Origin of the sequence: Paenibacillus kribbensis (assembly GCF_002240415.1) — a bacterium.
Taxonomy (GTDB): Bacteria; Bacillota; Bacilli; order Paenibacillales; family Paenibacillaceae; genus Paenibacillus; species Paenibacillus kribbensis.
Map to the genome: position 1 here is coordinate 4,232,603 of NZ_CP020028.1, position 25,593 is coordinate 4,258,195.

The 25,593-nt window shown below is 44.5% G+C and carries 25 protein-coding genes and 2 pseudogenes; 11 read left to right on the forward strand and 16 right to left on the reverse strand.

Annotated features, from left to right (window positions below; all coding sequences use genetic code 11):
* Positions 1–174: 174 nt before the first annotated feature.
* From B4V02_RS18865 to B4V02_RS18875, 3 genes are all read right to left on the reverse strand, one after another.
* A complete protein-coding gene (locus tag B4V02_RS18865) occupies positions 175–1,542 on the reverse strand; it encodes an ABC transporter substrate-binding protein (RefSeq protein ID WP_094157038.1) in 1,368 nt (455 codons plus the stop codon).
* 154 nt (positions 1,543–1,696) lie between these two features.
* Positions 1,697–2,518, reverse strand: coding sequence for a carbohydrate ABC transporter permease (locus B4V02_RS18870; protein ID WP_007429300.1), 822 nt, complete (start codon positions 2,516–2,518; stop codon positions 1,697–1,699).
* Entirely contained in the window at positions 2,515–3,480 is a 966-nt protein-coding gene (locus B4V02_RS18875; RefSeq protein WP_094157039.1) for a carbohydrate ABC transporter permease, read from the reverse strand. The genes B4V02_RS18870 and B4V02_RS18875 overlap by 4 nt, the downstream gene beginning before the upstream one ends.
* A gap of 191 nt (positions 3,481–3,671) precedes the next feature.
* Between B4V02_RS18875 and B4V02_RS18880 the strand changes: the two genes are divergently transcribed.
* The 6 genes from B4V02_RS18880 (at position 3,672) to B4V02_RS18905 (ending at position 8,867) form a co-directional block, all read left to right on the forward strand.
* Positions 3,672–3,992: a hypothetical protein gene (locus B4V02_RS18880; RefSeq protein ID WP_094155942.1), complete on the forward strand. Its 321-nt coding sequence runs from the start codon at positions 3,672–3,674 to the stop codon at positions 3,990–3,992.
* A 216-nt stretch (positions 3,993–4,208) separates the two neighbouring features.
* On the forward strand, positions 4,209–5,000 hold the full coding sequence (locus B4V02_RS18885; RefSeq protein ID WP_094155943.1) for a polysaccharide deacetylase family protein: 792 nt from the start codon (positions 4,209–4,211) through the stop codon (positions 4,998–5,000).
* A gap of 116 nt (positions 5,001–5,116) precedes the next feature.
* The gene (locus tag B4V02_RS18890) at positions 5,117–5,428 is read left to right on the forward strand and encodes a hypothetical protein (protein ID WP_007429296.1); all 312 of its coding nucleotides are present in this window, start codon (positions 5,117–5,119) and stop codon (positions 5,426–5,428) included.
* A gap of 79 nt (positions 5,429–5,507) precedes the next feature.
* Entirely contained in the window at positions 5,508–6,161 is a 654-nt protein-coding gene (locus B4V02_RS18895; protein ID WP_094157040.1) for a class F sortase, read from the forward strand.
* A gap of 2 nt (positions 6,162–6,163) precedes the next feature.
* Positions 6,164–7,288, forward strand: a complete 1,125-nt coding sequence (locus tag B4V02_RS18900) for an amidase domain-containing protein (protein WP_094155944.1) — start codon at positions 6,164–6,166, stop codon at positions 7,286–7,288.
* Between the two features lie 88 nt (positions 7,289–7,376).
* Positions 7,377–8,867 (forward strand): oligosaccharide flippase family protein, encoded by a 1,491-nt coding sequence (locus B4V02_RS18905; RefSeq protein ID WP_244188362.1) that lies wholly within the window; start codon positions 7,377–7,379, stop codon positions 8,865–8,867.
* A 25-nt stretch (positions 8,868–8,892) separates the two neighbouring features.
* Here the strand turns inward: B4V02_RS18905 and B4V02_RS18910 are convergent, their stop codons facing one another.
* The 4 genes from B4V02_RS18910 to B4V02_RS18925 all read right to left on the reverse strand — a co-directional run bounded on the left by B4V02_RS18910 (position 8,893) and on the right by B4V02_RS18925 (position 12,419).
* On the reverse strand, positions 8,893–9,345 hold the full coding sequence (locus tag B4V02_RS18910) for an SRPBCC family protein (RefSeq protein WP_068498739.1): 453 nt from the start codon (positions 9,343–9,345) through the stop codon (positions 8,893–8,895).
* Between the two features lie 227 nt (positions 9,346–9,572).
* Positions 9,573–9,983, reverse strand: coding sequence for a YmaF family protein (locus B4V02_RS18915; protein ID WP_094155945.1), 411 nt, complete (start codon positions 9,981–9,983; stop codon positions 9,573–9,575).
* A gap of 128 nt (positions 9,984–10,111) precedes the next feature.
* Positions 10,112–11,437, reverse strand: a complete 1,326-nt coding sequence (locus tag B4V02_RS18920) for a prolyl oligopeptidase family serine peptidase (protein WP_094155946.1) — start codon at positions 11,435–11,437, stop codon at positions 10,112–10,114.
* A 97-nt stretch (positions 11,438–11,534) separates the two neighbouring features.
* Positions 11,535–12,419 (reverse strand): AraC family transcriptional regulator, encoded by an 885-nt coding sequence (locus B4V02_RS18925; protein ID WP_167383768.1) that lies wholly within the window; start codon positions 12,417–12,419, stop codon positions 11,535–11,537.
* Positions 12,420–12,803: 384 nt separating this feature from the next.
* Here B4V02_RS18925 and B4V02_RS18930 point away from each other — a divergent pair, with 384 nt between their 5' ends.
* Together B4V02_RS18930 and B4V02_RS18935 are read left to right on the forward strand one after the other, a co-directional pair.
* On the forward strand, positions 12,804–13,517 hold the full coding sequence (locus B4V02_RS18930; protein ID WP_094155947.1) for a hypothetical protein: 714 nt from the start codon (positions 12,804–12,806) through the stop codon (positions 13,515–13,517).
* A gap of 150 nt (positions 13,518–13,667) precedes the next feature.
* Positions 13,668–13,877 (forward strand): annotated as a pseudogene (locus B4V02_RS18935) (IS3-like element IS655 family transposase); the annotation flags it as partial.
* Positions 13,878–14,211: 334 nt separating this feature from the next.
* Here the strand turns inward: B4V02_RS18935 and B4V02_RS18940 are convergent.
* Positions 14,212–14,592, reverse strand: a complete 381-nt coding sequence (locus B4V02_RS18940) for a hypothetical protein (protein ID WP_068498724.1) — start codon at positions 14,590–14,592, stop codon at positions 14,212–14,214.
* A 464-nt stretch (positions 14,593–15,056) separates the two neighbouring features.
* A pseudogene (locus B4V02_RS18950) lies at positions 15,057–15,417 on the reverse strand (TCP-1/cpn60 chaperonin family protein); the annotation flags it as partial.
* Positions 15,418–15,614: 197 nt separating this feature from the next.
* Here B4V02_RS18950 and B4V02_RS18955 point away from each other — a divergent pair.
* Both B4V02_RS18955 and B4V02_RS18960 read left to right on the forward strand, forming a co-directional pair.
* A complete protein-coding gene (locus tag B4V02_RS18955) occupies positions 15,615–16,688 on the forward strand; it encodes a hypothetical protein (protein ID WP_094155948.1) in 1,074 nt (357 codons plus the stop codon).
* Between the two features lie 2 nt (positions 16,689–16,690).
* Entirely contained in the window at positions 16,691–17,419 is a 729-nt protein-coding gene (locus B4V02_RS18960; RefSeq protein ID WP_094155949.1) for a protein kinase domain-containing protein, read from the forward strand.
* Between the two features lie 228 nt (positions 17,420–17,647).
* Here B4V02_RS18960 and groL read toward each other — a convergent pair whose 3' ends face one another.
* The 7 genes from groL to B4V02_RS18995 form a co-directional block, all read right to left on the reverse strand.
* Positions 17,648–19,276: a chaperonin GroEL gene (gene groL, locus B4V02_RS18965; protein ID WP_094155950.1), complete on the reverse strand. Its 1,629-nt coding sequence runs from the start codon at positions 19,274–19,276 to the stop codon at positions 17,648–17,650.
* Between the two features lie 72 nt (positions 19,277–19,348).
* Complete coding sequence (groES, locus tag B4V02_RS18970; RefSeq protein WP_007429271.1) at positions 19,349–19,630, reverse strand: co-chaperone GroES; 282 nt, start codon at positions 19,628–19,630, stop codon at positions 19,349–19,351.
* A gap of 334 nt (positions 19,631–19,964) precedes the next feature.
* Positions 19,965–20,732 carry a twin-arginine translocase subunit TatC gene (gene tatC / locus B4V02_RS18975; protein WP_094155951.1) on the reverse strand — a complete coding sequence of 256 codons (768 nt, stop codon included), beginning with the start codon at positions 20,730–20,732 and terminating at the stop codon, positions 19,965–19,967.
* 90 nt (positions 20,733–20,822) lie between these two features.
* On the reverse strand, positions 20,823–21,074 hold the full coding sequence (locus B4V02_RS18980; RefSeq protein WP_094155952.1) for a twin-arginine translocase TatA/TatE family subunit: 252 nt from the start codon (positions 21,072–21,074) through the stop codon (positions 20,823–20,825).
* Between the two features lie 60 nt (positions 21,075–21,134).
* Entirely contained in the window at positions 21,135–21,617 is a 483-nt protein-coding gene (locus B4V02_RS18985) for a MogA/MoaB family molybdenum cofactor biosynthesis protein (protein WP_007429268.1), read from the reverse strand.
* Between the two features lie 113 nt (positions 21,618–21,730).
* A complete protein-coding gene (moaC, locus tag B4V02_RS18990) occupies positions 21,731–22,219 on the reverse strand; it encodes a cyclic pyranopterin monophosphate synthase MoaC (RefSeq protein WP_007429267.1) in 489 nt (162 codons plus the stop codon).
* Positions 22,220–22,262: 43 nt separating this feature from the next.
* Positions 22,263–22,913: a 5-formyltetrahydrofolate cyclo-ligase gene (locus B4V02_RS18995; protein WP_007429266.1), complete on the reverse strand. Its 651-nt coding sequence runs from the start codon at positions 22,911–22,913 to the stop codon at positions 22,263–22,265.
* A 278-nt stretch (positions 22,914–23,191) separates the two neighbouring features.
* Here B4V02_RS18995 and B4V02_RS19000 point away from each other — a divergent pair, with 278 nt between their 5' ends.
* Positions 23,192–25,156, forward strand: coding sequence for an ABC-F family ATP-binding cassette domain-containing protein (locus B4V02_RS19000; RefSeq protein WP_094155953.1), 1,965 nt, complete (start codon positions 23,192–23,194; stop codon positions 25,154–25,156).
* Positions 25,157–25,593 lie beyond the last annotated feature (437 nt).

Below are 25,593 nucleotides of genomic sequence, written 5' to 3' on the forward strand. Positions count from 1 at the left end.
ATGCAAATTATTCATTTTAGACACTTCGTCTAAACAGTCGTTCTAAAAAGAAAATAACGCAAAAAACGGATTGAATCAGTGAGAGGGTCACTCATTCAATCCGTTATTTTTATAAAAGCGGCCGATAAAGGGGGACGTATTACAGTTTACTCGTCGCTTTTAAGGGAAGGCCGATTATTTTTTGACCGTTTGATTGTATTGTGCAATTTTGCCTGTAATCTCCTGCGCCGCCTGATCCAATGCCTGTTTTGGCTGTTGTTGGCCGCTCAGAACGGCCTCGATTGCACCCTCAACAATTTGACGCGCTTCCGGGAATACCCCCATCACAGCACCTTGTGTAGCGGTAGATTGCACCGAAGCGTGCAATTGGTCAACTGCCGTCTGGAATTGCGGGTATTTGACCATATTGTCTTTGAGTACCTGCTCATGATAAGCCGCTTTGGTGATCGGGAAGTATCCGGTATTCACACTCCATTGGGCCTGCACAGCCGGGGAAGCGACAAATTTAATGAATTCCCAAGCTGCCTTTTGCTGGGCTTCAGGCTTATTGTTCATAATGTACAAGCTCGCGCCGCCTACAACGACACCGCCTTCTTTAGCATCCGTTGCTCTTGGCAGGAAGCCCGTACCTACTTCGAATTTATCGCCAACCTGCTCCACAATATTACGCAGTGAAGCGGTGGTATCCAGCGTCATCGCAATTTGTCCTGCGGAAAAGGCTTTGGCAGTATCATCCGAGTTACGTCCCAGATTGGATACAACCTTTTCATCCATCATTTTCTTCCACCACGTCAGGGTTTTCACACCTGCATCCGAATTCAGCAGCGATTCCGTTGCAGCCTGATTGCGTCCGTTGCCATTATTCACATAATCCGCATTCTGATTGGCAAACAATTGCTCCATAAACCAGCCATAGATCGCGATGGATGCACCGGGTTTACCATCCTTGCTCAAGGCTTTGGCAGCTTTTTCGAATTCATCATAGGTTTTTGGAGGATTGGCCGGGTCAAGCCCCGCCGCTTTGAACGCATCCTTATTGTAGTACAAAATCGGGTTTGACGTGTTGAACGGCATGGCGTTCAATTTACCATCAATCGTGTAGTATCGCGTAATATTCGGCTCAAGCTGAGATAGATCGAATTTGTCTGCATCAATAAATTGTTGTACAGGCGTGATCATTTTGGAGTCGATCATGAATTTGCTGCCGATTTCATATACCTGAATGATGTCCGGGCCGCTGTTGGAACCAAGCGACGCTTTCAGCTTGTTCAGGCTGTCATCATATTTGCCCTGGTATACGGGCTCCACCTGAATGTCCTTGTGGCTGGCGTTAAAGTCAGCCGCGATCTGTTTGATCGCTTTTTCACCGTTACCGGACATCGAATGCCACCAGGTCAGCTTGACTGGAGAACCCGCTGCAGCCCCTGCATTACTGTCATTCCCCGGCTTTTCTGCTGCCGTATTGTTGCTACAACCTGCTGCAACCACCATTGCAGTCAGAATAAGCAGGGTCAAGGCACTTTTCAGACGAACAAATCTCATCATCTCTCTTCTCTCCCTTGGATTAAATCATTCTCGAATACGACAATCCTTTACGAGACTATTTTGTGATCAAGCTTTGTATAAAGGCTGCTTGCGCAGGTGTTGCTATAAGCTTTGCTGTTAACTTTGGATAAGGAGCTTAACATGGGCTTGGTCAGCCTTTCAGCGCACCCGCGGCCATCCCGCGTACCAGTTGCTTTAGTCCAAAGACCAGCAGGAGCAGTGACGGTAAAATGACAAGCGCAGTGCCCGCAAACACCAGATTCCATGAAGTGGATTCCTGAAATTCAAGCATGGAAATGCCAATCTGTACGGTACGCATATTTTCGCTATTCGTAATCAGTAAAGGCCACAGATACGAATTGTACATGTTCAGAAACGAATATACAGCCAGTGTTCCGAGCGCCGGGCGCGATAATGGAAGCACATGGAAGAGAAAGTAACGGATATGTCCACACCCGTCCATGCGGGCAGCCTCGAACAGTTCCTTGGGAAGCTGGAGAAAAAATTGTCTTAACAGGAAGGTCCCGAAGGCTGTTGCCAAAAATGGAACCGTCAGCCCTTGATACGTATCAAGCCAGTTCCAACTGCGTACTGTCAGGTAATTCGGAATAATAGTCACTTCCCAAGGGATCATCATCGTGGCTACAAACATGCTGAAAATAAAATTTTTTCCCTTAAACTCCATCTTGGCAAAGGCATAGGCCGCCAGACTGGCTGTAATGAGCTGACCGATCATGGTCAGGCCCGAAATGAGAAAGGTGTTGCCGATAAAGGCTGCTATTGGAACGATTTCAAACACTTCGGTAAAATTGGCCAAATGAAAGGAATGCGGAATAAAGTGGGGCGGATAGGCACTCGCTTCCTCAGGCGACATCACCGCCATAAAAAACGTATAGATGACGGGATATAAAATCAGAGCAGCCGCAATCGTGAGCAGTACATACAGCAACGTTGAATGAAGGCGTCCTTTCATTGGTAATGCACCTTTCTTTCCACCCATTTGAACTGAATCATCGTGAGCAGCAAAATGACGACAAACAATACAATCGCCTGGGCGCTTCCCGTGCCGAATCGGAAATTAACGAAGGCCTCCTGATAAATGGAGTATACAAACACATTCGTACTGTTCACCGGCCCGCCCTTGGTCAAAATGTTAATTTGCGCGAAGGACTGAAAGGCCCCGATAATGGAGACTACCGTCACAAAAAAGATCGTTGGCGATAGCAATGGCATGGAAATACGCCAGAACGTGATCAAGGGACCGGCCCCATCCATTTTGGCACTTTCATACATGTCGTCCGGAATCCCTTGCAGTCCGCTGGATAAAATAATGTAATTGAAGCCTAGATTCATCCAAATAGTCATGATGGCTACGGAGAGCAGCGCCCAGTCCGGGCTGGTCAGCCATGGAACCGGATTGATATGTAACAGGGAAAGCACGTAATTGAACATCCCGAGTGTCGGATGAAAAAGAAACTTCCATATGACGGCAGATGAACCGACCGACAGCACCATCGGTAGTGAAAACGCGAACTGAAAAATGCGCATTCCGCGTAGTTTACTATGGGTCAGTGCAGCCAGCACGAGCGCCAATAAAATACCTGCAGGCACCGTCAATAGCGCGAACAGGAGCGTGACCTTGATCCCTTGCAGAAACTGACCTGAGCTGAAAAGTACAGCAAAATTATCCAACCCTACATAAGCTGCAACGTTTCCTGCCGGATCTGTGGAATGCAGGCTGAGATAAACCGACTTCAACATCGGATAAAACATAAATACAGCAAATAAAATGAGCGATGGAGCCAAAAAGGTGTACGCCAGCGCATTTTCGCGCAATCTCTGAATTTTTAGCGAACTTGTGCGTATGCGGGCCTTAGATGAAGCCAGATGCCGACTTCTCGTACCAAGTCCCATCGATTTGTTAAGCTCACTCAAAACGAAACGCCCCTTTCTTTTCAAACCAGCCTCAGTAAGTGTATCGTTTCGATGTAAAGGGATCATCAAACGGACTGGTGTATACTGTAAATTCTTCTCCTCTTTGTAAAAAAAAGATCCATAGGTATAAGCACACAGACATAGACTCCCGCATAGGATGCATTATTACATGGTATGGAGGTTAGAGGCGAATGTCCTACAGTACCGCTAGTCCACAATCGTTATATCAAGCCAAACCGGAATTCCAGACAAGGCTTGTCAAGGCTCGCCAGCACCTGCATCAAAGACTCAAACCACACCTCAATCAAACCGTCCGGGTCCAAACGATGGATCATCATGTGTATGAAGGAACGATTGTTCACATGGACGCCGATCATCTATATATAAGGGTTCCTCAGCCGTATCATTCGCCTTCCCCAGGCACTCCACCCCCTTACCGTCCCTATACCTACAGCAATGTCATTCTACTGTTGGTACTGTACACGCTGCTAGTGATGATACTGCTGAGCTGACGCACGACGCATTCAGTTCATGACAAAAAAACCTCCAAATTCGTTAATATGCCGATAGTTGGCTATTCACAAATTTGGAGGTTTTACGTATTTATTTTACATATTGAAACAGGAATTTAAAGGAATCTAAAAGCAGATAATTCGCAAACGAGGAATGGTATGTGTACCTTCTTGGCAAGCTAATGTGAGAAAACGTCAGAACGGAGAAGATGCCTGATGAAATATAACCGATTACTGTCTACAAGTGTCGCTGTTGCCTTGTTCTGTGCCAGCTTTTGCCCCACACCCTATACCAATACTACACAGGCCGCATCGTACGCCTCCCCTGCTCCTACAAAAGGAAGAGCCTATTACGAAGAACGAGGGGACATTGTATGGGAAGTTCCTACCTCTCGCAAGGTGATTGCCCTCACCTTCGACGATGGACCGGATGAGACCAAAACGCCGGCTATTCTGGATTTGCTCAAGCAATATGACGCCAAAGCGACCTTTTTTGTCGTCGGCAGCCGAGTAGAGAAACTCCCTCACATTGTAAAGCGGGAACGAGAAGAAGGACATGATGTCGGCAACCATACCTTCCATCATTCATCCTTCCATCGTATTTCCCGTAACAAAGCCCTGTCTGAAATGGATCAGGGCCAAGCCAGCATCGTTCAAGCAACGGGTACAGAAACTCACCTTTTCCGTCCACCGGGTGGTTCCTATACCGACTCGCTCGTCAAACTATCTAAAGAAAAAGGGCTCAAAATGATTTTATGGTCCTGGCATCAGGACACCCTGGATTGGCGAAGACCCGGCGTACACCGCATCGCTAATAAAGTGCTCCGCAACGCCAGAAACGGCGATATCGTCCTCATGCACGATTATGTATATAAAAGTACACAAACCGTTGAAGCCCTCAAAATCATTTTGCCTGAGCTGAAAAAAAGAGGGTTTACCTTCGTCACCGTAACCGAACTGCTTGCCAATCGTAAGACGCCCGAAGGACTTATTGAAGTGAATAAATGATTTCATAGGAATGAATTTCAAGACAATTTCCCCCTATGAAATTATTGGCTACATAAAACGTTCTTCGTACGGAAAATATAATGGAGAATTACCAACTATCTCAAGGAGGCAATAACATGAAAAAAGCAATATTGGCTGTAGCGTCCCTAGCTGTATTTCTGTCAGCAGGATCCATGGTATCTGCATCTGCACCCGCAACAGAAAAGCATGAGCACAAAGTACACCAACATAAGGTTAAGGCTCATGCGAAACATGAACACAAGCTGCACGCCAAGAGCAAACATGAGAAAGTCCACAAGCTACATGCACATAAAGCTGCACCTGGCAAAATCATTGGAGGAAAAAGCATTCATGCGAAAAGTATGAAAGCAAAGGCTACTAAATTACCAAAAACCGGATTTGGTGGCGCAAGCGAGCAAATGGATTAGGGAGGGTCAAAGGAGAGGGTTAGCTTGTAGACCCTCTCTCTTTCTTCATATGAACAAAAAGTGGATCATTCGTATCATAGTGCTATTGATTTTGCTGGGTAGTACTAGCTGTTCTTCTTCGGCTAAACATGATGGCAACCCCACCCAGGCCCCGGCTAAGCTTGAAATTCAACAACCTAAAACGCCGAAGCCATTACAGGTTAAAAGTAAACCCTTTCCAGGCATCATTCCACATAAAATTGATATTCCTGCGGTTCGTGTTCATTCGATTATAGAACCGGTTGCCTATTTAGAAAATGGACAAATGGGCGTTCCAGGTAACACGGATCGAGTAGGTTATTTATCTACTGGAATATTGCCAGGAGCCGCGGGTAATGCAATTATGGATGGGCATGTTGATACATATACGGGTCCGGCAGTTTTTTATCCTCTTAAAAAACTGAAAAGGGGGGATTACGTGTATGTGACTGGCGATGACGGCTGTAAGCTTCAGTTTGTTGTAGAGTCTGTGAAATTTTACCTAACCCCCGAAGCACCAATTCAAACGATTTTTGGGCCTACTGAAGAGCACCGTTTAAACTTGATTACCTGTGCCGGACGCTACAGTCGAAGCAAGAAGGAACATGAAGGAAGACTGGTCGTCTTTACTAAATTAGCACACATGAATTCAGCTTGTGAGAAACTTACGGTTCAAAACAAGGACAACCCAATCATTTCCAAGGAGAATGAATAACTGTGCTTAGAATCACAAAATTACAATTGCTGTGCATGACCTTAATATTGATTCCTGCTTGCAGCTTCTCTTTATTTCGTGCACAAGCCGAGCCAGCTAAAAAGGAAAACGTCGTCCCCTTTCTTCAAGAATTGTTTGAAGACCGCACTCAGTTGTTGATGGATCAGGATAAAAGGCATATTGAGGACCATTACTTGTTAACAGATAAACGAAGCAACTACGCGTACCTTCATGAAATGAACAGGGCCGAATACATTCAAGAATGGGCCAAGCATCGTAAAATGAAATTTGTGAATGCGGAAAGTTCCATTCGGGTAGCTCGTGCTGACGTGTTGGGCGATACGGCAAAAGTGTCTCTTGTTCAGTCCTTGAAATTGAGTTATGAGTATATCGACGACTATCCAGGTCGGCATGATTTTGGAATTGGAACTCGTCATGGCATTACATTGAGAAAAAAAGACAATCGTTGGTACGTGGAGCGTGAATGGTATTCAGACCCTCTAGAAGAAAATGCAAAGAAAATTGAAAAATCCGATTTATTTTTCACTCCCCATAAAGATCCAGCAACACCAGAGAGGGTTATTCATAAATACAACAGAACCCGCGCAGTTGACTATGCAAACAAGTATGCAGGAACGACATGGGGTGCAGGGAATGGTCAGCGATATAATCAAAAATATCTGGATTATAATTCCAAAGGGGGCGACTGTACCAACTTCTCCTCACAAGTGATCGGGGACGCGAAGGAAGGCGGAGGGCTGCCTATGAAATCAGGATGGCATTACTTGTATGGCCACGGTGGAAGCCAAGCCTGGGTTCAAACGGACGCATTTAAAAATTTTCTGATACGCTCCGGCTATGGCAGAATTATAGGGCAAGGAAGCTTTTCTAATATTGTCCAATCGATAAATGAACGGCAGCAGCAGCTTGACAAACCCCAGCTGATGCCAGGTGATTTAATTGCTTACGTGTTAAAAGGAGATGTTGACCATTTCTCTATAGTTGTTGGATTTGATCAGCGTGGCTTTCCTTTAGTCAACTCCCATACCGCAGACCGTTACAGAGTCCCCTTCGACTTGGGGTGGGATAAAAATACCAAGTATTTGTTGATTCATATACAAGATTAAGCATTAAATGACTTGTCACACTTGTTCATATCCCGGAGGATGCTGTCATAGGAATAATATGGACAGCTTCTAATGGGGTGAAAATAATTTGAAATTACCTCTTTTATTAAAGCAAACCATGGTGAGAGCTAATGCGATGATTGTTGTGAAAGCCATCGGTTTGGTTGGAAAAGTATTTATGACGCGACTTGTTGGAGCCGAAGGAATGGGCCTTTATCAGCTAGCCTACTCCTTCTATAGCTTAATATTGATGATTATTTCAGGGGGATTGCCGACAGCTTTGGGTATGTTTACAGCGAAGCATACTGCAAGAGGCTGGCGTTTGTTCAAAATCTTTTCTATATTTCTGATGCTCACGGGCTTGATATGCAGTGTCTTAACCTTTTGGCTTTCAAAACCGATCGCTTCTTTGCTTGGTTATCCACAGCTTGATTTTGTGATTCGATGTCTATCCCCTGCTATACTGGCAGTCCCCTTGCTAAGTCTGCTGCGCGGATATTTGCAAGGGCTTGAGAAATACACAGCAATTGCTCTTTCGGAAATTATAGAACAAACCGTCAGGATTGGTACTTTAATATGGCTGGTGCCACTATTTATTCAATACGGCATTGAGTCTGCTGTAGGCGGAGCGGTACTTGGAACCTTTACAGGCGCATTGTTAGCCTTTGCAATGCTTTCTGCTTTTTTTATGTACAATCGTCCCTCTGTAGCTTTGTCTCCCCCATCAACTCGAACAGATCTACCTTTGGTGGTACAAGCTTCATTTGCTATTGCACTTACACGCTTGCTTATCCCGGCTTCCGACTTTATGGATGCGATCATCATCCCTCAACGATTACAGGTTGCCGGAGTTTCTCCCAAAGAAGCAGCGGAGATGTTCGGTATTGTCACGGGTATCGCTCTTGTGGTCGCTTATATGCCTACTCTGATTACGGGCTCGCTAACACATACGCTCACAATGAAAATAACTACGGATTGGCAAAATAAGGAATATAACATCTTCTACAAAAAAAGCCATACCGCCCTTCAGATAGCATGGGTCTGGGGATTAGCCTCAGGTTTTTTTATTTTTGAATATGCCTCCGAAATTTCCCTATTTGTTTTTGGTATACAACATGCCGAAATTCCCATTAAATCATTGGCAATGCTACCGTTATTCGTCGGATTGCGGGAAATCACAACAAGCATCTTATGGGCACAAAATCGGAAGAAAACTCCCTTTATTGGCCTTGGCACAGGAGTCCTTGTCAACTTCATTATTCTTTATTCCTTAGTTGCCATTCCCGGGCTCGGGTATGCCGGTATGTCTTTGGGAATCATCATGCTCGAATGGATCGCAATGGCCTGGAATTTCAAAGCTCTGGAACTCTTCCAGCAAATCAAATCCCGCATAATCATTATGCTGTTAGTGGACATTCTTGCTTTTGAAGCCATTCTGATTATGGTTACGCTGTGTTCCAAGTCTTTATCCTCATTAGACTGGCCGCAGACGGTCCAAATTATTGCTGAGATACTTCATTACTGCTTTTGGTGTGCACTGTATTTGAAAGTACGCTTAAAGAGCGTTTTCGAAGAGTAGACAAGGCCTGCTTTCAGATTTCTAATCAGCTATTGGTCATCATCTTCTTGTCGAGCTGATCAAGTACCATCGGCCATGCCTGCTCGTGTTGGTCCCTCGAATTTGTATCTGGAAAACCTGCGTGCGTTAGGCGAAGCTGTGTGCCATTTCCGTTGAGTTTAAGCTCAACGGTGAGCACCGTTTCATACCCTTTTGTGCCTCCTTCCCCAGTAACCCAGGTCAATTCGATAAGGCGATCTGGTTCAAGTCTTAGAAACCTTCCGTAATGCGGATGGCGTTTCCCCTCAAAATGCGTTTCGAAAAAAAAGGCCGTATTCACTCGGGCCTCCATGATGACTGTCCCTGGGGCTGCAAACCATTGGTCGAACTGCTTGGTCCACGCTTGATACAGGACAACAGGTGACGCCTCCATTTTTCGTTCCACCGTCAGATGATGCGGCCTTTGTGAAATATCAGGCAAAGAAACAGGTAATGTCATTTCATCTTCAATCCCTTCAATTCAACAGCATTTTGATCATGTCTGCATTATTATACCCATAAATCAAAGAAAAAAAGGCTACTCAAAAGTTCAACGAACTCATGAGAGCCTCAAAACAATCTGATCAGAGTTAACATCTCCTAACCCCTTGCTACAACAAGGGTTTTTGGCATTTTCACATCATGCCGTCCATGTTGTGCGAATTGGGATATTGGAGGATAGGCTTTTCAATACGGTTGAGGCCGGCATTCTTCCTCATTACCAGTACTTCCACAGTACTTGTGAACGTGAGGAATTTTACCACTTACTGTGGTACATCCTTCAAAACGGTGGTAATGGCCACCTCTTGGCAAGGGAATGGCTGGCCCTGTTGTTCCTTTAATAAGATGCTTATGTTGCTCGTTACATGATGTTTCCACACAATAATGATGAACATGCGGAACACCACTTGGAGCCGGCTTTGTTTCTCCACAGTAATGGTGGCAGTGTCCCACATCAAATGATGTAGTCCCCTTAATAGGATGCACGTGAACCCTATTAACTGGTCTACCGTCCCACGAAGTAATAAAAAGCCTATGCGAATGGTCAGAGTCGGAATCACCGGAATGTACAACAAAACCTGTTACTGGTATTTCCATCAGCAACCTCCTCTCTTCATCAACTGCTACATACTATGAAGGAGGTAGTGTAAATGCTCAATCTAAGCGAAATATTGGCGTATTACCTAGACTTTTGTGAAATAAGGCTTCTGAAACAGCTATACCTTTTAGTTCAATGTTTTGGAGGCCAGCCATTCCATCATCGTTGTTTTCTTTCCGTTAATCAGCTTCGATACTTCGTTGTTATACACGTAAATCCAGGACCAGTGGCCATTGTATTCATACGGTGTTTTGTCGCTTTTCTTGTACAAGCCGGAAGTATCCACTACGTTGTCAAATAACGACATATGAACATCCTTTGCTCCGGCATTCACTAAACGGTTGTAGGTCGGAATCATATAATCGTTAGGCGGCACTATGGTGTCGGTTTTGGCGGCCACAAACCAGATCGGCAGGTTCTTCATTTCGTTAATTTGTTCATCGGTTATAAGGCTATCCTTCAAGGCTTCACACACAACCATAGCTGCTGCAAAATAATCTTTATAATCACGGATCATCAGCATAGTCATGTAACCGCCGTTGGAGTCTCCGCCAATGTAGATTCGATCTGTATCAATGTCTTTGTTCTTGGCCACATAATCCTTAATTAAGGACATCAATGCTTGCTCATATTTGGAGGTTCCGTCTCCAAAGTCTGTGAAACCATCCATCCAGTAGGTTGGAGTCTGAGGTGCCAACACATAAGCCCCGCCAAAATAGGATTGAATTTCCTTAGAAGCAAAATTCGCAGCTTTATTGCCGGCAATCGGAATCGTTGGATCTGTGCCTCCCTCTCCCATACCGTGCAGCCAGATCACTAGAGGGTTTTTCACTTTGTCTTTTGCTGGCGCATAGTCCGCATAGGTTAAAGTAACCCCGTCAAAAGAAGCTTTGCCGGTTTTAAATTGATCTACAAGCTTCCGTATCTCACCTGTGGAATTATCAATTTCCAAGCCGGAAATCGTTCCTGATTGGGTTTTGATAGCTTTTTGCTGCGTGATCGTGTATTTGTTATCATTCCACCCGTTAAACCCGGAACCTGCATCATAATGAATAGCGGAGCCTAATGTTATGGCCGGGCCGATCTCCATTTCCAACACAACGTAGCTTCCGGTTTTCTTTACAGGGTTGCCGTTTTTGTCCGATACATAGGCCTTGGTGACCTTCCGGTTGCCTTTCTCAATAAAGGGATTTACCAGCCTGCTATCGCTTCTTTCTACATGCACCTTAAATGTATCCTTTGTTACCGCCTCTTTAGGTACCGGCTTACCCAGATTAACAATGATCTTTGTAATGGTTGCTCCCCAATCCTTTACCTCCGCAACCGTCCGGTATGAGGTGGGCTGTATCTTTGCATCCTTGGCCCATGCACCAGAACTGAAAGCAAGGGTCGTACTGACAGCCAGAGTTAATAACATAGTTGTTTTAGCAGTCTTTTTAAAACGTTTAAACATAGTGTCTTACCTCCCAAATCCATTTGTAAAACGCTTACATTATTTATTTTAATAATTTTTTTTATTTGCATCATGCCTTTTATTAACCTAATTAGGGTCAATTACTGACTCCTTGCCCCAGAATCCCCCTTGTCCTCTTTCGATATTGATGTGGTGTTGCCTGATAAACCTTCTTAAATACCCTGGCAAAAGATTTTTCGTTCGGAAACCCGTGCTCCAGCGCAATTTGAATGATAGAATGGTCCGTATTCATAAGAACACGAAAAGATCTCTCCAGACGGATGGCATTGATATATTGAAATAGGGTCATCCCGACATGCTTGACAAAAAAACGGGACAAATATTCGGGAGATAACCCAAAAACCTGGGCTATGGAATCCAGGGATAAGCTTTGATCGTAATTCTCTTGGATATAATCGGTGATCAACGTCAGCCGTTCCAAATATTTATTGGAATTAAAGCCGTGAATAGATTCATTGTCAATTTTAAAATGCATTAATAAAAGATACACCAGCTTATAAGATAGAGACGTTAAATGGATATGTTCTAAAGGGTCATTATGCCGGTTGAGGTAAGCCGCAAATAATGTGTCTAGCAAACCACGCAGCTCCGCAAATTGCTGCAATCTCTGCTCATTGGTTTCGAAAATAGATATACAATCAAATGAAATGGGGTTACTGCTGTTAACATTTTCTCTAATAAATCCATAAGGGATCAGGACGGTTATAGCCTCTCTTCCTTCTCCCTTAGCCACAGAAAAGGAATGAATAGCATTCGAATTGATGAGCACAATATCTCCTTCTTTGGAGCTATAATTCACGCCATCAATGTAAATATTGTCGATTCCTCCTGAAAGCACATAGGATATTTCTATGCTGTCGTGCCAATGCCTGGGTATGTATGCTGGTTCATTTGAAGAATGAACTATAATTTTTAACGGAAAATGATTGTCTGCCTGGACCAACTCATATTTGTATTCCAAGTTTGTCGCTCCTCTCAGATGTGAACATAGTAAATAGAAGAAAATGGCTTCAGCAGAGTGCCGAAACCACTTGTATTTAACCTTCCTCTCTCAATAAACAAAAAAACCTAAGTACAACAAAATACATAAGATCCTTGGATCTTAATATTTTGCTCCTTAGGTTTTGCCTGCATAACAGTAACAATCCTAATGCTATTCATTTAACTAAAATAAGTATATAGCGGGTTAAAAGGTATGTCAACGCTTTCATTTCAAGTCATAATAAAACAGCATCTAAAAATCTACAAAGTGTTACATATTCATTGTCAGTTTTCGATAATAAATTTAACAAGATAAAATAAGCAAATTCCCAGCCGATGGGGTCATAGAAGGATGTAAAGAAAAATGTTTTCTTCACTTTTAATTGTAATCAGTTCGGCTTCCTTTGTGCTTTTTCTCCTTTTGGGAATAGTCTCTCTATTCAAGCGAACTAAAAAAGCCAAATGGAATTTTTTAATTTCACTATTGAGTTTAGTCATACTTTTCATAGCTACACCTGCCGATCAGTCCAAACCAGCATCTGAGAAAGCTTTAGCTCAAGCACAAGCTGATGTATCTTCTAAAGTAAGCAATGAAGAGGTTGAGAGCACGCCTTCATACAGTGAAGTTGATAAGAAAAACGCTCTTCAAATTGAAAGTCTCCTTAATAAATACGATAAAGAAATGACTCCCTATGAGTACCAAGGCAACGGGGTTTTCGACATGATGAAGGCTGATAAAGTCGATGATTCTGCCATTTGTAAGGAAATTCAACGGGTCAATGAAAAATATAAAGAGACAATTAAAAAAATTAATTCAATAAAAATTCCTGACGGGTTACATAATGACCTAAAATACGACTTGGAAAACATGTTAAGAAGTGCAAATGGATACTACACTTCTCGCTTTATAGCATACGAACATTTATTTAAGTACATTAAGGAGTCGGACGAAACACACATAGATACAGTGATTCAGGAACTGACTAATGCAAAAGCTTTTTCTAAAGAATATAAAATGTATGTACACATGTTATTTACAAAAACAGGGCTACCCGATGAATTGAAAAACAAAGAATAACAAAATAAATTTCCAAACGCTTAGAAAAGCCCGAAAGTATAACGATATTTTAAAGCAAGCCGCGCTGATCATGGGACGAAAGTAGCCATCATCCAGAACAATCGGGAAAAATACTCGGTATCAGCAATGTGCGTCGTCCTGCAAATCGCAAGAAGCACGTCACTGGTTTCCCGTGCCTTTGCGACCGTGAAAGGCGACTTGCGCCAGATTCAATGGTTCCACACAGACAGAGGAAGTGAATTCAAAAATCAAAGCAAGGATGAGCTACTGGAAACCTTCCATATTGGTCGTTCCCTCAGTATGAAAGGCTATCCCTACGATAACGCGGCGGCAGAAGCCACGTTCAAAGTCATGAAAACGGGTACAACAAGCATCGAATCCATGGAACCTTGGGGAATCATGACCTCAAATGAAGCCCTTAAAAAAGCTGTTTGATTGTCTGTTGACAATCCATATACTCTTACCTGACTTAAGGCAGCCGCAAATGTTCGATATCCGATTTCAACACTTTATATGTATGATTCATGATGATCACCTCAGAATGGGTATTCGGTGAATAGTTTGAGAAATCCTTCAATAAAAAAGCCCCGGAGCAATCCGGGTTTTTTTATTGTGTAAAGTATCTATTTGCATCACCCAGTGGCATAATGACCTTCTGAATACGCTCCCACAATATTTTTCTCTTTAGCGAAACTTATTTCTTGTCGTCTATTCTCCCGTATGCTTCTGCAGTTTCATCTCCTGTAATGACTACGTAGAAATAACCCCCACTAGGTACGTCAACATAATCAGTAAATGATCTCCCACTCATAAAAGTGTCAAAACTATATGTACCTATTGGACCATATCTGGATGTACCGTCAATAGAGTACATAAACATTATTGTGGCTTTACCTGGGCCAGTATAACCACCACGTAATCTAACTTTTCCGCCATTTGTATGAATAATGTCACTTTGGGCGTAGGTTTCGTTTTTCCACTTAGTTTTGGTTACGTAATTTGAGGCTGAAGCGCTTGTAGCAAACATTAGAAAAACAGCAATCATTACTAGCAACATAGGTTTAAACTTTTTCATACAGTAATACCTCCCAGTATAATATTATGATTACATAATAAATCTACTATTCCAAGCGTGTCGAAGTAAGGGGAAGCTTGTCCTGCTAAAAAAGATTCTATCAGACTTTGGCAGATAAAATCCCTATCCTTTAATAGCTCGCGGTTATGCTCGGCTCCTTCACGGTCAATTGTACATACTGACGACTTCCCTGCTGCTGTGGCCTCTTATTTAGTGTGCTAGGCAGTCTCGGGATACTACGAAGACACCCTGTCGGCATAGCCAGCAGGGTGTTCCAAAAAAATATAGTCTAGTATCAAGTCTGTTTAAATAAATAATCACATCCAGCCAAATGCTAAGAAGCCTCCCGTAAGTTCGCAGAACTCATGAGAGGCTTATAATTCCATTCTTATGTTACCCAAATGTTACCCATTAACCATTTGGGCCAACAAAAAACCTTGAGGCATAAGGTTTTTTCAACCCTATTACATCATGCCGCCCATTCCACCCATGCCGCCCATATCAGGCATTGCAGCCTTTTCTGGTTCTGGCTTGTCAGCGATAACTGCTTCGATAGTCAGTAACATTGCTGCTACGGAAGCTGCGTTTTGCAATGCATAACGAGTTACTTTCGCAGGGTCAACGATACCTGCGTCGATCATGTTCACCTACTCGCCAGTAGCTGCGTTGAAACCAACGCCTACTTCTTCGCGTTTCAGACGCTCAACGATCACCGAGCCTTCTTCCGCCTGCGTTAGCAGCGATCGTACGGATTGGAGCTTCCAGAGCGCGCAACACGATGTTTACGCCTGTTTGCTCGTCGCCTTGCAATTCAACGGCTGCAACCGCACTAGAACTTGGGTCTCTTTTTTTCTTTTTATAGGACAAAGTCTGATGCTTTTACGCTTGGTTTTCATATTATAGATATTGTAAGCATGACTAAAGAACAGATAGGGAGGTAGAAATTTGAGTAGAACCCATAACAACTAAATATAGAAAAAATAAAATTTCCCTTGTAATGGATGAGAGGAGGAGTTCAACATATGAATCCTGAACTGCATTTATTTATCATCTGGGAACATGCAACATATTGCGCACAACAAATCATCGAAGACCTTAAAGTGAAATTCACAATAAAAAGAGTTTATCAAATATATTGGAATAATTCTAACTTCTCTAAAAACCTTTCAAGACTATACGGACAAAGTCTTCCACCCGGTTGTGAAAAGCAAATTCATTGTGGTATGGGACCTTTTATACTTGTTATTGTACAAGACGAAAATCCGGTCTATGCAATACGATCTACTTCAAAGGGAATGTGCAATGTCAACATTAACACTTTTGATGCTAAAAGCTTATACCGGACTTGGACTGGCGGAGGTCATCGAATCCATGGAACGAACACGCAAATTGAATGTGACCACGACCTAACCTTATTTATTAGCTGTAATGCAAAAACGTTTTTATCTTATTTTCCGGGAAACTGGGATGGCGTGATTCATCCCTTGTATCAAGATCTTCTAGGAACGAATGGATGGCAAGACATTCAACAGCTTTTTACTGTATTAAACTGGACGACGGAATATGTCGTTTTGCGGAATTTCGAGTGTTTACCAAATCAGTATCATTTGGAACTCCATGGGGATATTGACCTGCTTGTCAAGGATGCTGTAGAGGTTTCGTTTATTACGAACGCAACAAAAGTATTTTTGGAAGAATATCGAGTCCATTATCAGATTAATATAGCTGGTAAAACGGTATTATTTGATTTTCGTTATATTGGAGATAATTATTATTGCAATGATTGGGAAATGTCAATATTAAGGAATAAGGAATTATCCCATAAAGGCTTTTTTATACCGAATCAAGAAGATTATTTTTTTAGTCTTATTTATCATGCATTCATTCATAAACCAACGATTGCTCAAGACTATATCGAGAGGCTTATCGCTATGGCAAATCAATTGAATATAGAACATTTTTCGTATCAAACCTTAACGAATAATAAGGAACTGAAACTTTTCTTGGATGCCTATATGAGTAAGAAGGGATACCATTATTCCGTTCCTAATGACTTATCTGTCTTTTTTAATAGTGCTGTTTTGGGAGGAGGATAACATTGGAACAAAACCAATTTATCTACTACTTGCAGAACCGTTATGGCTTTAGATATCTTTTTGAATATTTCCCAAAAAAATCTTATTTAAATTTTCATTATTTCTCAGGAATGGATATATCGGGAGCAAAACCTATTTTCATAAAAATGGACGGAACTCTAGGTCAAGCCTCGCAACGTGAAGCGATCCTGCTACAATTATTAAATTCATCAACTCAAACCAAGTATTTCCCCCAATTGATTGCATATGAGATGGAAGGTCCTTATCCCTTTGTTGCTATGGAGCTTTTACAGGGTATAACGTTGGAACAACTATTAATGCAGGGGCCAAGCTTAACTTACAATCAGAAGCGGGAATTACTGAGGCAAATGCTTGAGATTTTAACGATCTTGCATAAAACAAATGTAATTCATCGAGATGTTAGACCCGGCAATATGTTAATTCAAATTGATGGAGTTGGTAATTCAGTAAAGTTATTTTTAATTGACTTTGCTTTTTCAGTAGGATTATGGCCGAACCATTTGCCAGATCTCCCCTATCTTCTTACACAACCACAATACTTAGTAGACTTAGGAGGGGCAAACTATAAGCCCGATCAATTCAAATGGGATGATGCGTATTCCTTTTATCGAAGCGCGCTAATGATAGATTCTAATTATGAGAATCTTTTTCCCGAGTTGTGGAATCAACTTTATTCCTCTATAAATAAGATCATTTATTCTCATCAATAATTCCCCTATCATTAAAAAAAACCTAAAACCACAGAGGATGTGAATGAAAAATAGAAATAAACAGGAGCAAAGCCGACCCTGATAGTGGCTATATGATCCGTGACGGCAAGCCGTGAAGAACAAGAAGAAGATGGATAAAGAAAAAACCCCGCGTCTGTAAAGACCGGGGTTTCTCGACAATCTAAGGCTCCCTTTCGAGAGCCTTTCAAAGGCCTTTTAGCCTTTTATTTACATCATGCCGCCCATTCCGCCCATGCCGCCCATATCAGGCATTGCAGCCTTTTCTGGTTCTGGCTTGTCAGCGATAACTGCTTCGGTAGTCAGGAACATAGCCGCTACAGATGCAGCGTTTTGCAGTGCGTAACGAGTTACTTTCGCAGGGTCAACGATACCTGCGTCGATCATGTTTACCCACTCGCCAGTAGCTGCGTTGAAACCAACGCCAACTTCTTCGCGTTTCAGACGCTCAACGATGACAGAGCCTTCTTCACCTGCGTTAGCAGCGATCGTACGGATTGGAGCTTCCAGAGCGCGCAACACGATGTTTACGCCTGTTTGCTCGTCGCCTTGCAGTGCAACGGCTGCAACCGCACTGTATACGTTCAGGAGCGCTACACCGCCACCGGATACGATACCTTCTTCAACCGCAGCACGGGTTGCGTTCAGGGCATCTTCGATGCGCAGTTTGCGTTCTTTCAATTCTGTTTCAGTAGCCGCACCGACTTTGATTACTGCTACGCCGCCGGACAATTTAGCCAGACGCTCTTGCAGCTTCTCTTTGTCGAACTCGGAAGTAGTTTCTTCCAATTGTGTACGGATTTGGCTAACACGAGCGTCGATGTCGGCTTTGTTTCCAGCACCGTCAACCACAATCGTATTTTCTTTCGTGATACGCACTTGACGTGCTGTACCCAGTTGGTCTACGGAAGCAGATTTCAGGTCCAGACCCAGTTCTTCCGTGATCACTTGGCCGCCTGTCAGAGCAGCGATATCTTGCAGCATTGCTTTGCGACGGTCACCAAAGCCCGGAGCTTTAACAGCTACAGCGTTGAATGTACCACGCAGTTTGTTGACAACCAGCATCGCCAGCGCTTCGCCTTCGATGTCTTCAGCGATCAGAACGAGCGGCTTGCCTTGTTGTACGATTTTTTCAAGCAATGGCAGGATTTCTTGAGTGTTCGTGATTTTTTTGTCTGTGATCAGGATGTATGGATTGTCCAGTACAGCTTCCATTTTGTCCGTATCTGTAATCATGTACGGGGAAATGTAGCCACGGTCAAATTGCATACCTTCAACAACTTCCAGCTCTGTTGCAAAACCGCGGGATTCTTCAACAGTGATGACACCGTCTTTGCCCACTTTTTCCATAGCTTCGGCGATCAGTTCGCCTACTTCATCGTCAGCAGCGGAAATTCCGGCTACTTGTGCAATGGATTGTTTGCTTTCGATTGGTTTGGAGATGGATTGCAGTTCAGCAACAGCCGCTTTAACCGCTTTGTCGATCCCTTTGCGGATACCGATTGGGCTTGCGCCAGCAGTTACGTTTTTCAGACCTTCAGTGATGAGGGCTTGAGCCAAAACCGTAGCCGTAGTTGTACCGTCACCAGCTACATCGTTGGTTTTGGTTGCTACTTCTTTAACCAGTTGAGCACCCATGTTTTCGAATGCGTCTTCCAGCTCGATTTCTTTTGCAATCGTTACACCGTCATTGGTGATGAGCGGGCTACCGAATTTTTTCTCAAGTACAACGTTACGGCCTTTCGGTCCGAGTGTTACTTTAACAGCGTTAGCCAATGCATCTACCCCGCGCAGCATGGAGCGGCGAGCGTCTTCACTGAATTTAATGTCTTTAGCCATTTGTGTAAAACCTCCCTATGGATTATGAATGATTCGTTCGATTCCTATATTCAGGTCCTGTCCGGATTCCGGTTAACCGATGATCGCGTGGATATCGCTTTCTTTCATAATCAAATATTCTTTACCTTCATATTTGATTTCCGTTCCAGCGTATTTAGAGAAAATGACACGGTCGCCTTCTTTTACTTCCAGAGGAATACGGGCACCGTCTTTCAATGCGCCTGCGCCAACCGCGATAATTTTGCCTTCTTGCGGCTTTTCCTTGGCAGAGTCAGGAAGTACGATTCCGAAGGAAGTCGTTGTTTCTTGCTCAATTGCTTCCACCAATACGCGTTCACCCAAAGGTTTGATCATGAAAAAATAGCCTCCTTATTAAGTGTTTTATTCTTTAATTCGGTTGTTATGTTGTATGTATTAGCACTCAACAGTCGTCAGTGCTAACAACCAACTTTATGATACTCAACTTGAGATTGAATTTCAAGTCCCTAATGTATTTTTTATGGGAATTTTTACGGACAGCCCTTCTCGATTATTTCCATCTGCCTTAAAAATAACCGTTGTCCTGGGCAAATGCTTATTTTTGAGGCAGCCCAACCGCTGCTTTTCATGATCTGCAAGTCGCCAATTTAGCTACAGGACCTGAAAAAATCGTTTTACCAAGCCCATTCAGGTCCTGCGTCCGGCCTCACTATTCATGTGCTACACACATGCGGGCCTCACGTTCCTCCTGTGCACGCAGCTGCCTGCGATACACGACCGAAGATAAATACACGCTCACTTCATATAGCACCAGCAACGGGATCGCTACCAAAAAATCGGATATAAAATCCGGCGGGGTAATAACAACTGCAACGAACACAAGCAGAAAATATGAAATTTTTCGCCATTTGCGAAGCCTCATTGGAGTTAAAACATGAATCCCCGTCAGAAACATGATTAGCAACGGGAGTTCAAATAGGAGTGCCACAGGCAGCACGATATTAAACATAAAGGTGAAATACTGCGCGATACCGTACGTTTCATGCAATCCCATGCTTTTGGTGACAGAGGACGTAAACTGAATCGCCATCGGGAAAATAATGAAATAAGCAAAAGCTGTACCAACGATAAACAAAAGCAGCACATACGGCACATAACGCAACGTCGCACTCCGCTCCTGCGGCCGCAATCCAGGGCTGACAAATTTCCATAGCTGATAGCACGCAAACGGCAGGGCTACCGCAATCCCGATGATCATAGCGATCTTCATGTAGATACCGATCCCGTCCCAAAAGGAAAATGCATTCAGCTGAAAAGCTTGTGCCGAACCGGAGCGAATAAGCCAGTCATAGACAGGCCCCGCCGCGAACAAGCCGCCTACCAGCGCCAGGACAAATACAATCAGCACATAAATAATTCTGCGACGAAGCTCGCCCAGATGTTCCATTAGCGACATTTCTTGCTCTGATGGGGCCACGCCCACTCCTCCCTTCCGAACGGAACGCTGTACTGTAGCAACCCTAAAAAATAAAGCCCTTCCCTGAAGAAGAGGCTCATGTTCATAAATTTACGGCAACCGTTTATCCTCAGGCTGAGGCTGAGCCTCAGAAGACGTCGGCTGGGATGCTTGAACCACACTATCTTTGACGCCTTTACGTTCCGTCCGTTCGTCTTCGGACAAAATATCGCGTGCCCCGTTTTTAAACTCACGGAATGTCCGGCCCACAGCTCGTCCCAACTCAGGCAGCTTGTTCGGGCCAAACAGCAGCAGGGCCAGAATAATCAACAAAATATAACCCGGTGCTCCAATATTGGGCATGTGCAGTAATCCTCCTTCATCAATCCTTACGGGTATCATACCACACACAAGTGCCGCCTTCTACCGGAACTGGCCTGTCACCATAAGAAGCGCCTCCGGAAGCTGATCCATAATAGCTGCCAGATTTTCATGCACGCCTTTGGGCGTTCCCGGCAAATTTACGATCAGTGTACGCCCACGTATTCCCACAATTCCTCGAAATAGCATAGCCGCCGGATTTTTCTGCATCACGCTCATTCTCATCGCTTCCGCCATACCTGGCACTTCCCGTTCCACGACCCGCCGAGTTGCCTCGGGTGTCACATCACGGATCGCCAGCTCGGTTCCACCCGTAGTCAGTACCAGGTCTGCATGAAAATAATCGGTCATTTCGATTAAAGCCGCAATAATTTCATCCGGTTCATCGGGAACGATCCGGTACTCTACAATCTCTCCGCCCAGTTCTTCTTCGACGAGCTCCCGGATGACCTGTGCGCTTGTATCCTCACGCTCTCCTCTTGCCCCCTTATCACTGGCTGTCAGGATCGCCGTTTTCCACACCATAAGATCACCCTTCTCCTATCATGAAAGAATACTTTCTCTTCTGAAAATCAGAAACAGCCACGCTGCATCCTCCATCACATCACAGTACCCTCTCGGCGACAATGTTATCTATGTCAAGGTTTCCGGTGGTCCTCCCTTTGAAAATCCCCATGCTTGCCGCCTGTTTTGGATTGCAGCATGGTAGGGCCGATGATCATATCTTTTTGCAGCGCCTTGCACATATCATACACGGTTAACGCTGCGGCTGAAGCCGCTGTCAAAGCTTCCATTTCTACACCTGTCTTACCCTCGGTCTTCACTTCAACCTCAATATGGAGCACATCATGTCCATTATCGGAAAAAGTAATATTTACGCCTGTCAGGGCCAGCGGATGACACATGGGAATCCAGTCCGACGTTTTTTTCGCGCCTTGAATCCCTGCGACCTGCGCTACAGCAAGAACATCGCCCTTGCCGATCCTTCCTTCTTTCACAGCCGTTAATGTAGCCGGATTCATCGTAATCTGTGTCACAGCGACTGCTGTACGAACCGTGGACGCTTTGCCAGAAATATCTACCATACGCGCCCGTCCCTGTTCGTTAAAATGAGTAAAGGAATCCACGACTCCCTCACAGCTCCTTTCACATACCAGATACTTCGTTTCATTAGTCATTTCTCAGTTTTGCATAATCACAATCCAAAGACCCTTCCGTGGTAAAAAGAACGTCCACTCTCAAATCCCCCGGCTCCATGGGCACCCGCTCCAGCAATTGTCCCGGCAGCAGCAGCGAGACATAAAGCGGACCCGCGCAGCCGCTGTTACGCTTCCCTGCCTCTACCTGTGCGGTAAAGCGGTCATAGTAGCCCCCGCCATAGCCGATTCTGCCTCCCAGACGATCAAAGGCCAAGCCGGGCACAACAACCCAGTCGATTTGAGCCCACATTTGAGGGGACCATTCCTTGCATGTCGGTGCAGGCTCAGGAATGTCCCAAATGCCTGGCACGATATCTCCGTGCTGATCCATCTCTCTTAGTTCCATGGTCCGGGTTGCCGGGTCCACTCTCGGAGCCAGCACACGGTCCCCCTGTGACCAGCAATGCTCAATGAGGGGAGCTGTCGAAATCTCGCTGCCGAATGAGAGATAGCTGAATAACGTCAGCTTGTCTCCGTTTCTGTTTATTCTAAGCTGCTCCCATGCCTCGATTGCATGCCGACAAGCCACAGCCGATGCTTTCTGCCTTGTCAACGGGTCCATGGAGTCCCGCGCATCCCGTTGTTGCAAACGCAGCGCGTTCTTCACACTACAGACATCCACATATCCGCCCTCCCGCACAATCGTCGCTAATACTTTAAAACGTTACAATAATCCATTTGAGTTCATTTGTCAGTAAGTGCTGTACGTTGCAAGTTTCTTTCATTCTTTTTCAGTCCTTGTTTAAGTTTATCATTGTTTATACAAATTGACTACACGTGGCTCAAGGGTTTACGAGGCAATAGCAGTGCAATAGTGGGTATTTTCATGTAAACTGGAAGGAAGGCACCTGCAGGGAAAGCAGGGAAACTGTGCAAAATGTAATGGAGGAACGATACGCGATGCTATTGCAAGTAACCGGAATTACAAAATCCTATGGAATTGAGCCCGTTCTGGACGGGATTAACCTTCAAATATTGGAACGTGAACGCATTGGACTGGTAGGTGTGAATGGTGCAGGCAAATCGACTCTGCTCAAAATCATCGCTGGTGAAATATCCTATGATAGTGGACAAATTTTTAAAGCAAAGGAGACCAGCATCGGTTATCTGGCACAAAACAGCGGATTGAATTCGGACCGATCGATCTGGGGAGAAATGATGCTGGTATTCGCCCCGCTGATTGAAGCTGAGCAGGAGCTGCGGCAAATGGAGCAGGAAATCGCTGACCCGGCCAATGCGCAGAACGAAAAGCGCTATGCTGATTTGCTGGAACGCTATGCACGACGGTCAGACTGGTTCAAGGATCACGGCGGCTATGAAATGGAGACCCGTATTCGCAGCGTGCTGCATGGCATGGGCTTTGGTTCATTTGCACCGGAGACTCCTGTAGCTACACTGAGCGGCGGACAAAAAACACGTCTCGCGCTGGCACGCATTCTGCTGCTTGCTCCAGACGTGCTTATGCTCGATGAGCCGACCAACTATCTCGATATCCAGACACTGACCTGGCTGGAGGACTATTTGCGCGGCTATTCCGGCTCTCTGCTGGTCGTATCACATGACCGATATTTTCTGGATCGGCTGGTAACGACGATTATTGAAATCGAACGCCACCGCTCCACCCGCTATACAGGCAACTACAGCCGCTATATGGAGCTGAAGGCTGCCGAGTACGAAACGAATCTCAAGCATTACGAAAAGCAACAAGAGGAAATCGCCCGTATGGAGGCCTTTATACAACGCAATATCGTGCGGGCCTCCACAACCAAACGTGCCCAAAGCCGCCGCAAGCAGCTGGATAAAATGGAGCGTATGGATCGACCTATGGGCGATTTGAAAAAAGCTCATTTTTCCTTCGAAACAGCCTTTATGTCAGGTAAGGAAGTGTTGGAGGTGCGCGACCTCTCCGTAGCGTATGAGGGTAAAAAGCCTTTGTTCCAGCATGCATCCTTTGATTTAAAACGTGGAGATACGGTGGCACTGATTGGTCCGAACGGGATCGGAAAATCGACGCTGCTCAAGTGCCTGACCGGATCGCTAAAGCCTGCTGCCGGCTTCATTCACTGGGGCACGAAAATTAAAATCGGCCTGTATGACCAGGAGCAGACGAATCTGAACCCGGCCAATACTGTACTGGAGGAGCTGTGGAGCGAGTACCCTCATATGGAGGAAACACGGATTCGTACGGTGCTGGGGAATTTTCTGTTCAGCGGTGACGATGTACTGAAAAAAATATCTACATTAAGCGGCGGGGAAAAAGCTCGTGTATCTCTGGCCAAGCTGATGCTTCGCGAAGCCAATGTATTGATTCTCGATGAGCCTACCAACCATCTGGACCTGTTCAGCAAAGAAGTGCTGGAGGCTGCTTTGATGGACTATGACGGCACGCTGCTATTCATTTCCCATGACCGTTACTTCCTGAATAAAATGGCGGAGCGTGTCATTGAGCTTCATCCCGAAGGGATACAACATTTCCTGGGGAATTATGATGACTATGTAGCCAAAAAACAGGAGCTGGAGGAGATAGCGCAGGAAGCTCTGGAGGCAGGTCAGGCCACACGCAGCAAAATATCGGCGGCCTCTGCATCCGTAACAGACGAGACCTCACCCAAATCACGCGCGGCTACCTATGCGGCAGACAAACAAGCCAAGAGCGAGGAGCGTAGCCGTCAGCGTAAGCTGGAAGCCCTGGAAAACCAAATCAAAGCGTTGGAGGAGCAAATTTCAGGGCTAGAGGAGCAAATGACTCTGCCAGAGATTTATCAGGACTATGAGGCGCTTCAGGAAATTCAGTCACAACTCGACAGCCATAAACAGGAATTGGCTCAAACCTATGCGTCTTGGGAAGAACTGTTAGAGGATTAAAGCAACTGCATAAAATCTTGGCCCTAGAAATTTCACATTTGCCTCTTCTTACTTTTTGTACACAGGGATATCCACAACTTATGTGTATTAATGATATTGAAAAATGGCCTTTTGGGCCATTTTTTTATTGTTAAAAAGCCATCTTCAAATGAAAACCAAATTTATCCACCCTTTTATCCACATTATCCACAGATTTCACAACAGCTAGAGGTGCGAAATATCCCCTAGCTTGCAATCTCCAAAAAGTCTTAGCCTGCTTGCTTCGAAAATGATTATCCACATTTTCAGCGGCATATGTGGATAACTTTGTTCACAACTTGACAAATCAGATCATTGTTCGAGGAGTATTAAAACCTCTGAGTTTTTTGATGAATCATGAAAAACCGTGCACGATTGTGACGAACCATGCGGTAGGATAAGATGCTATCATGGATCAG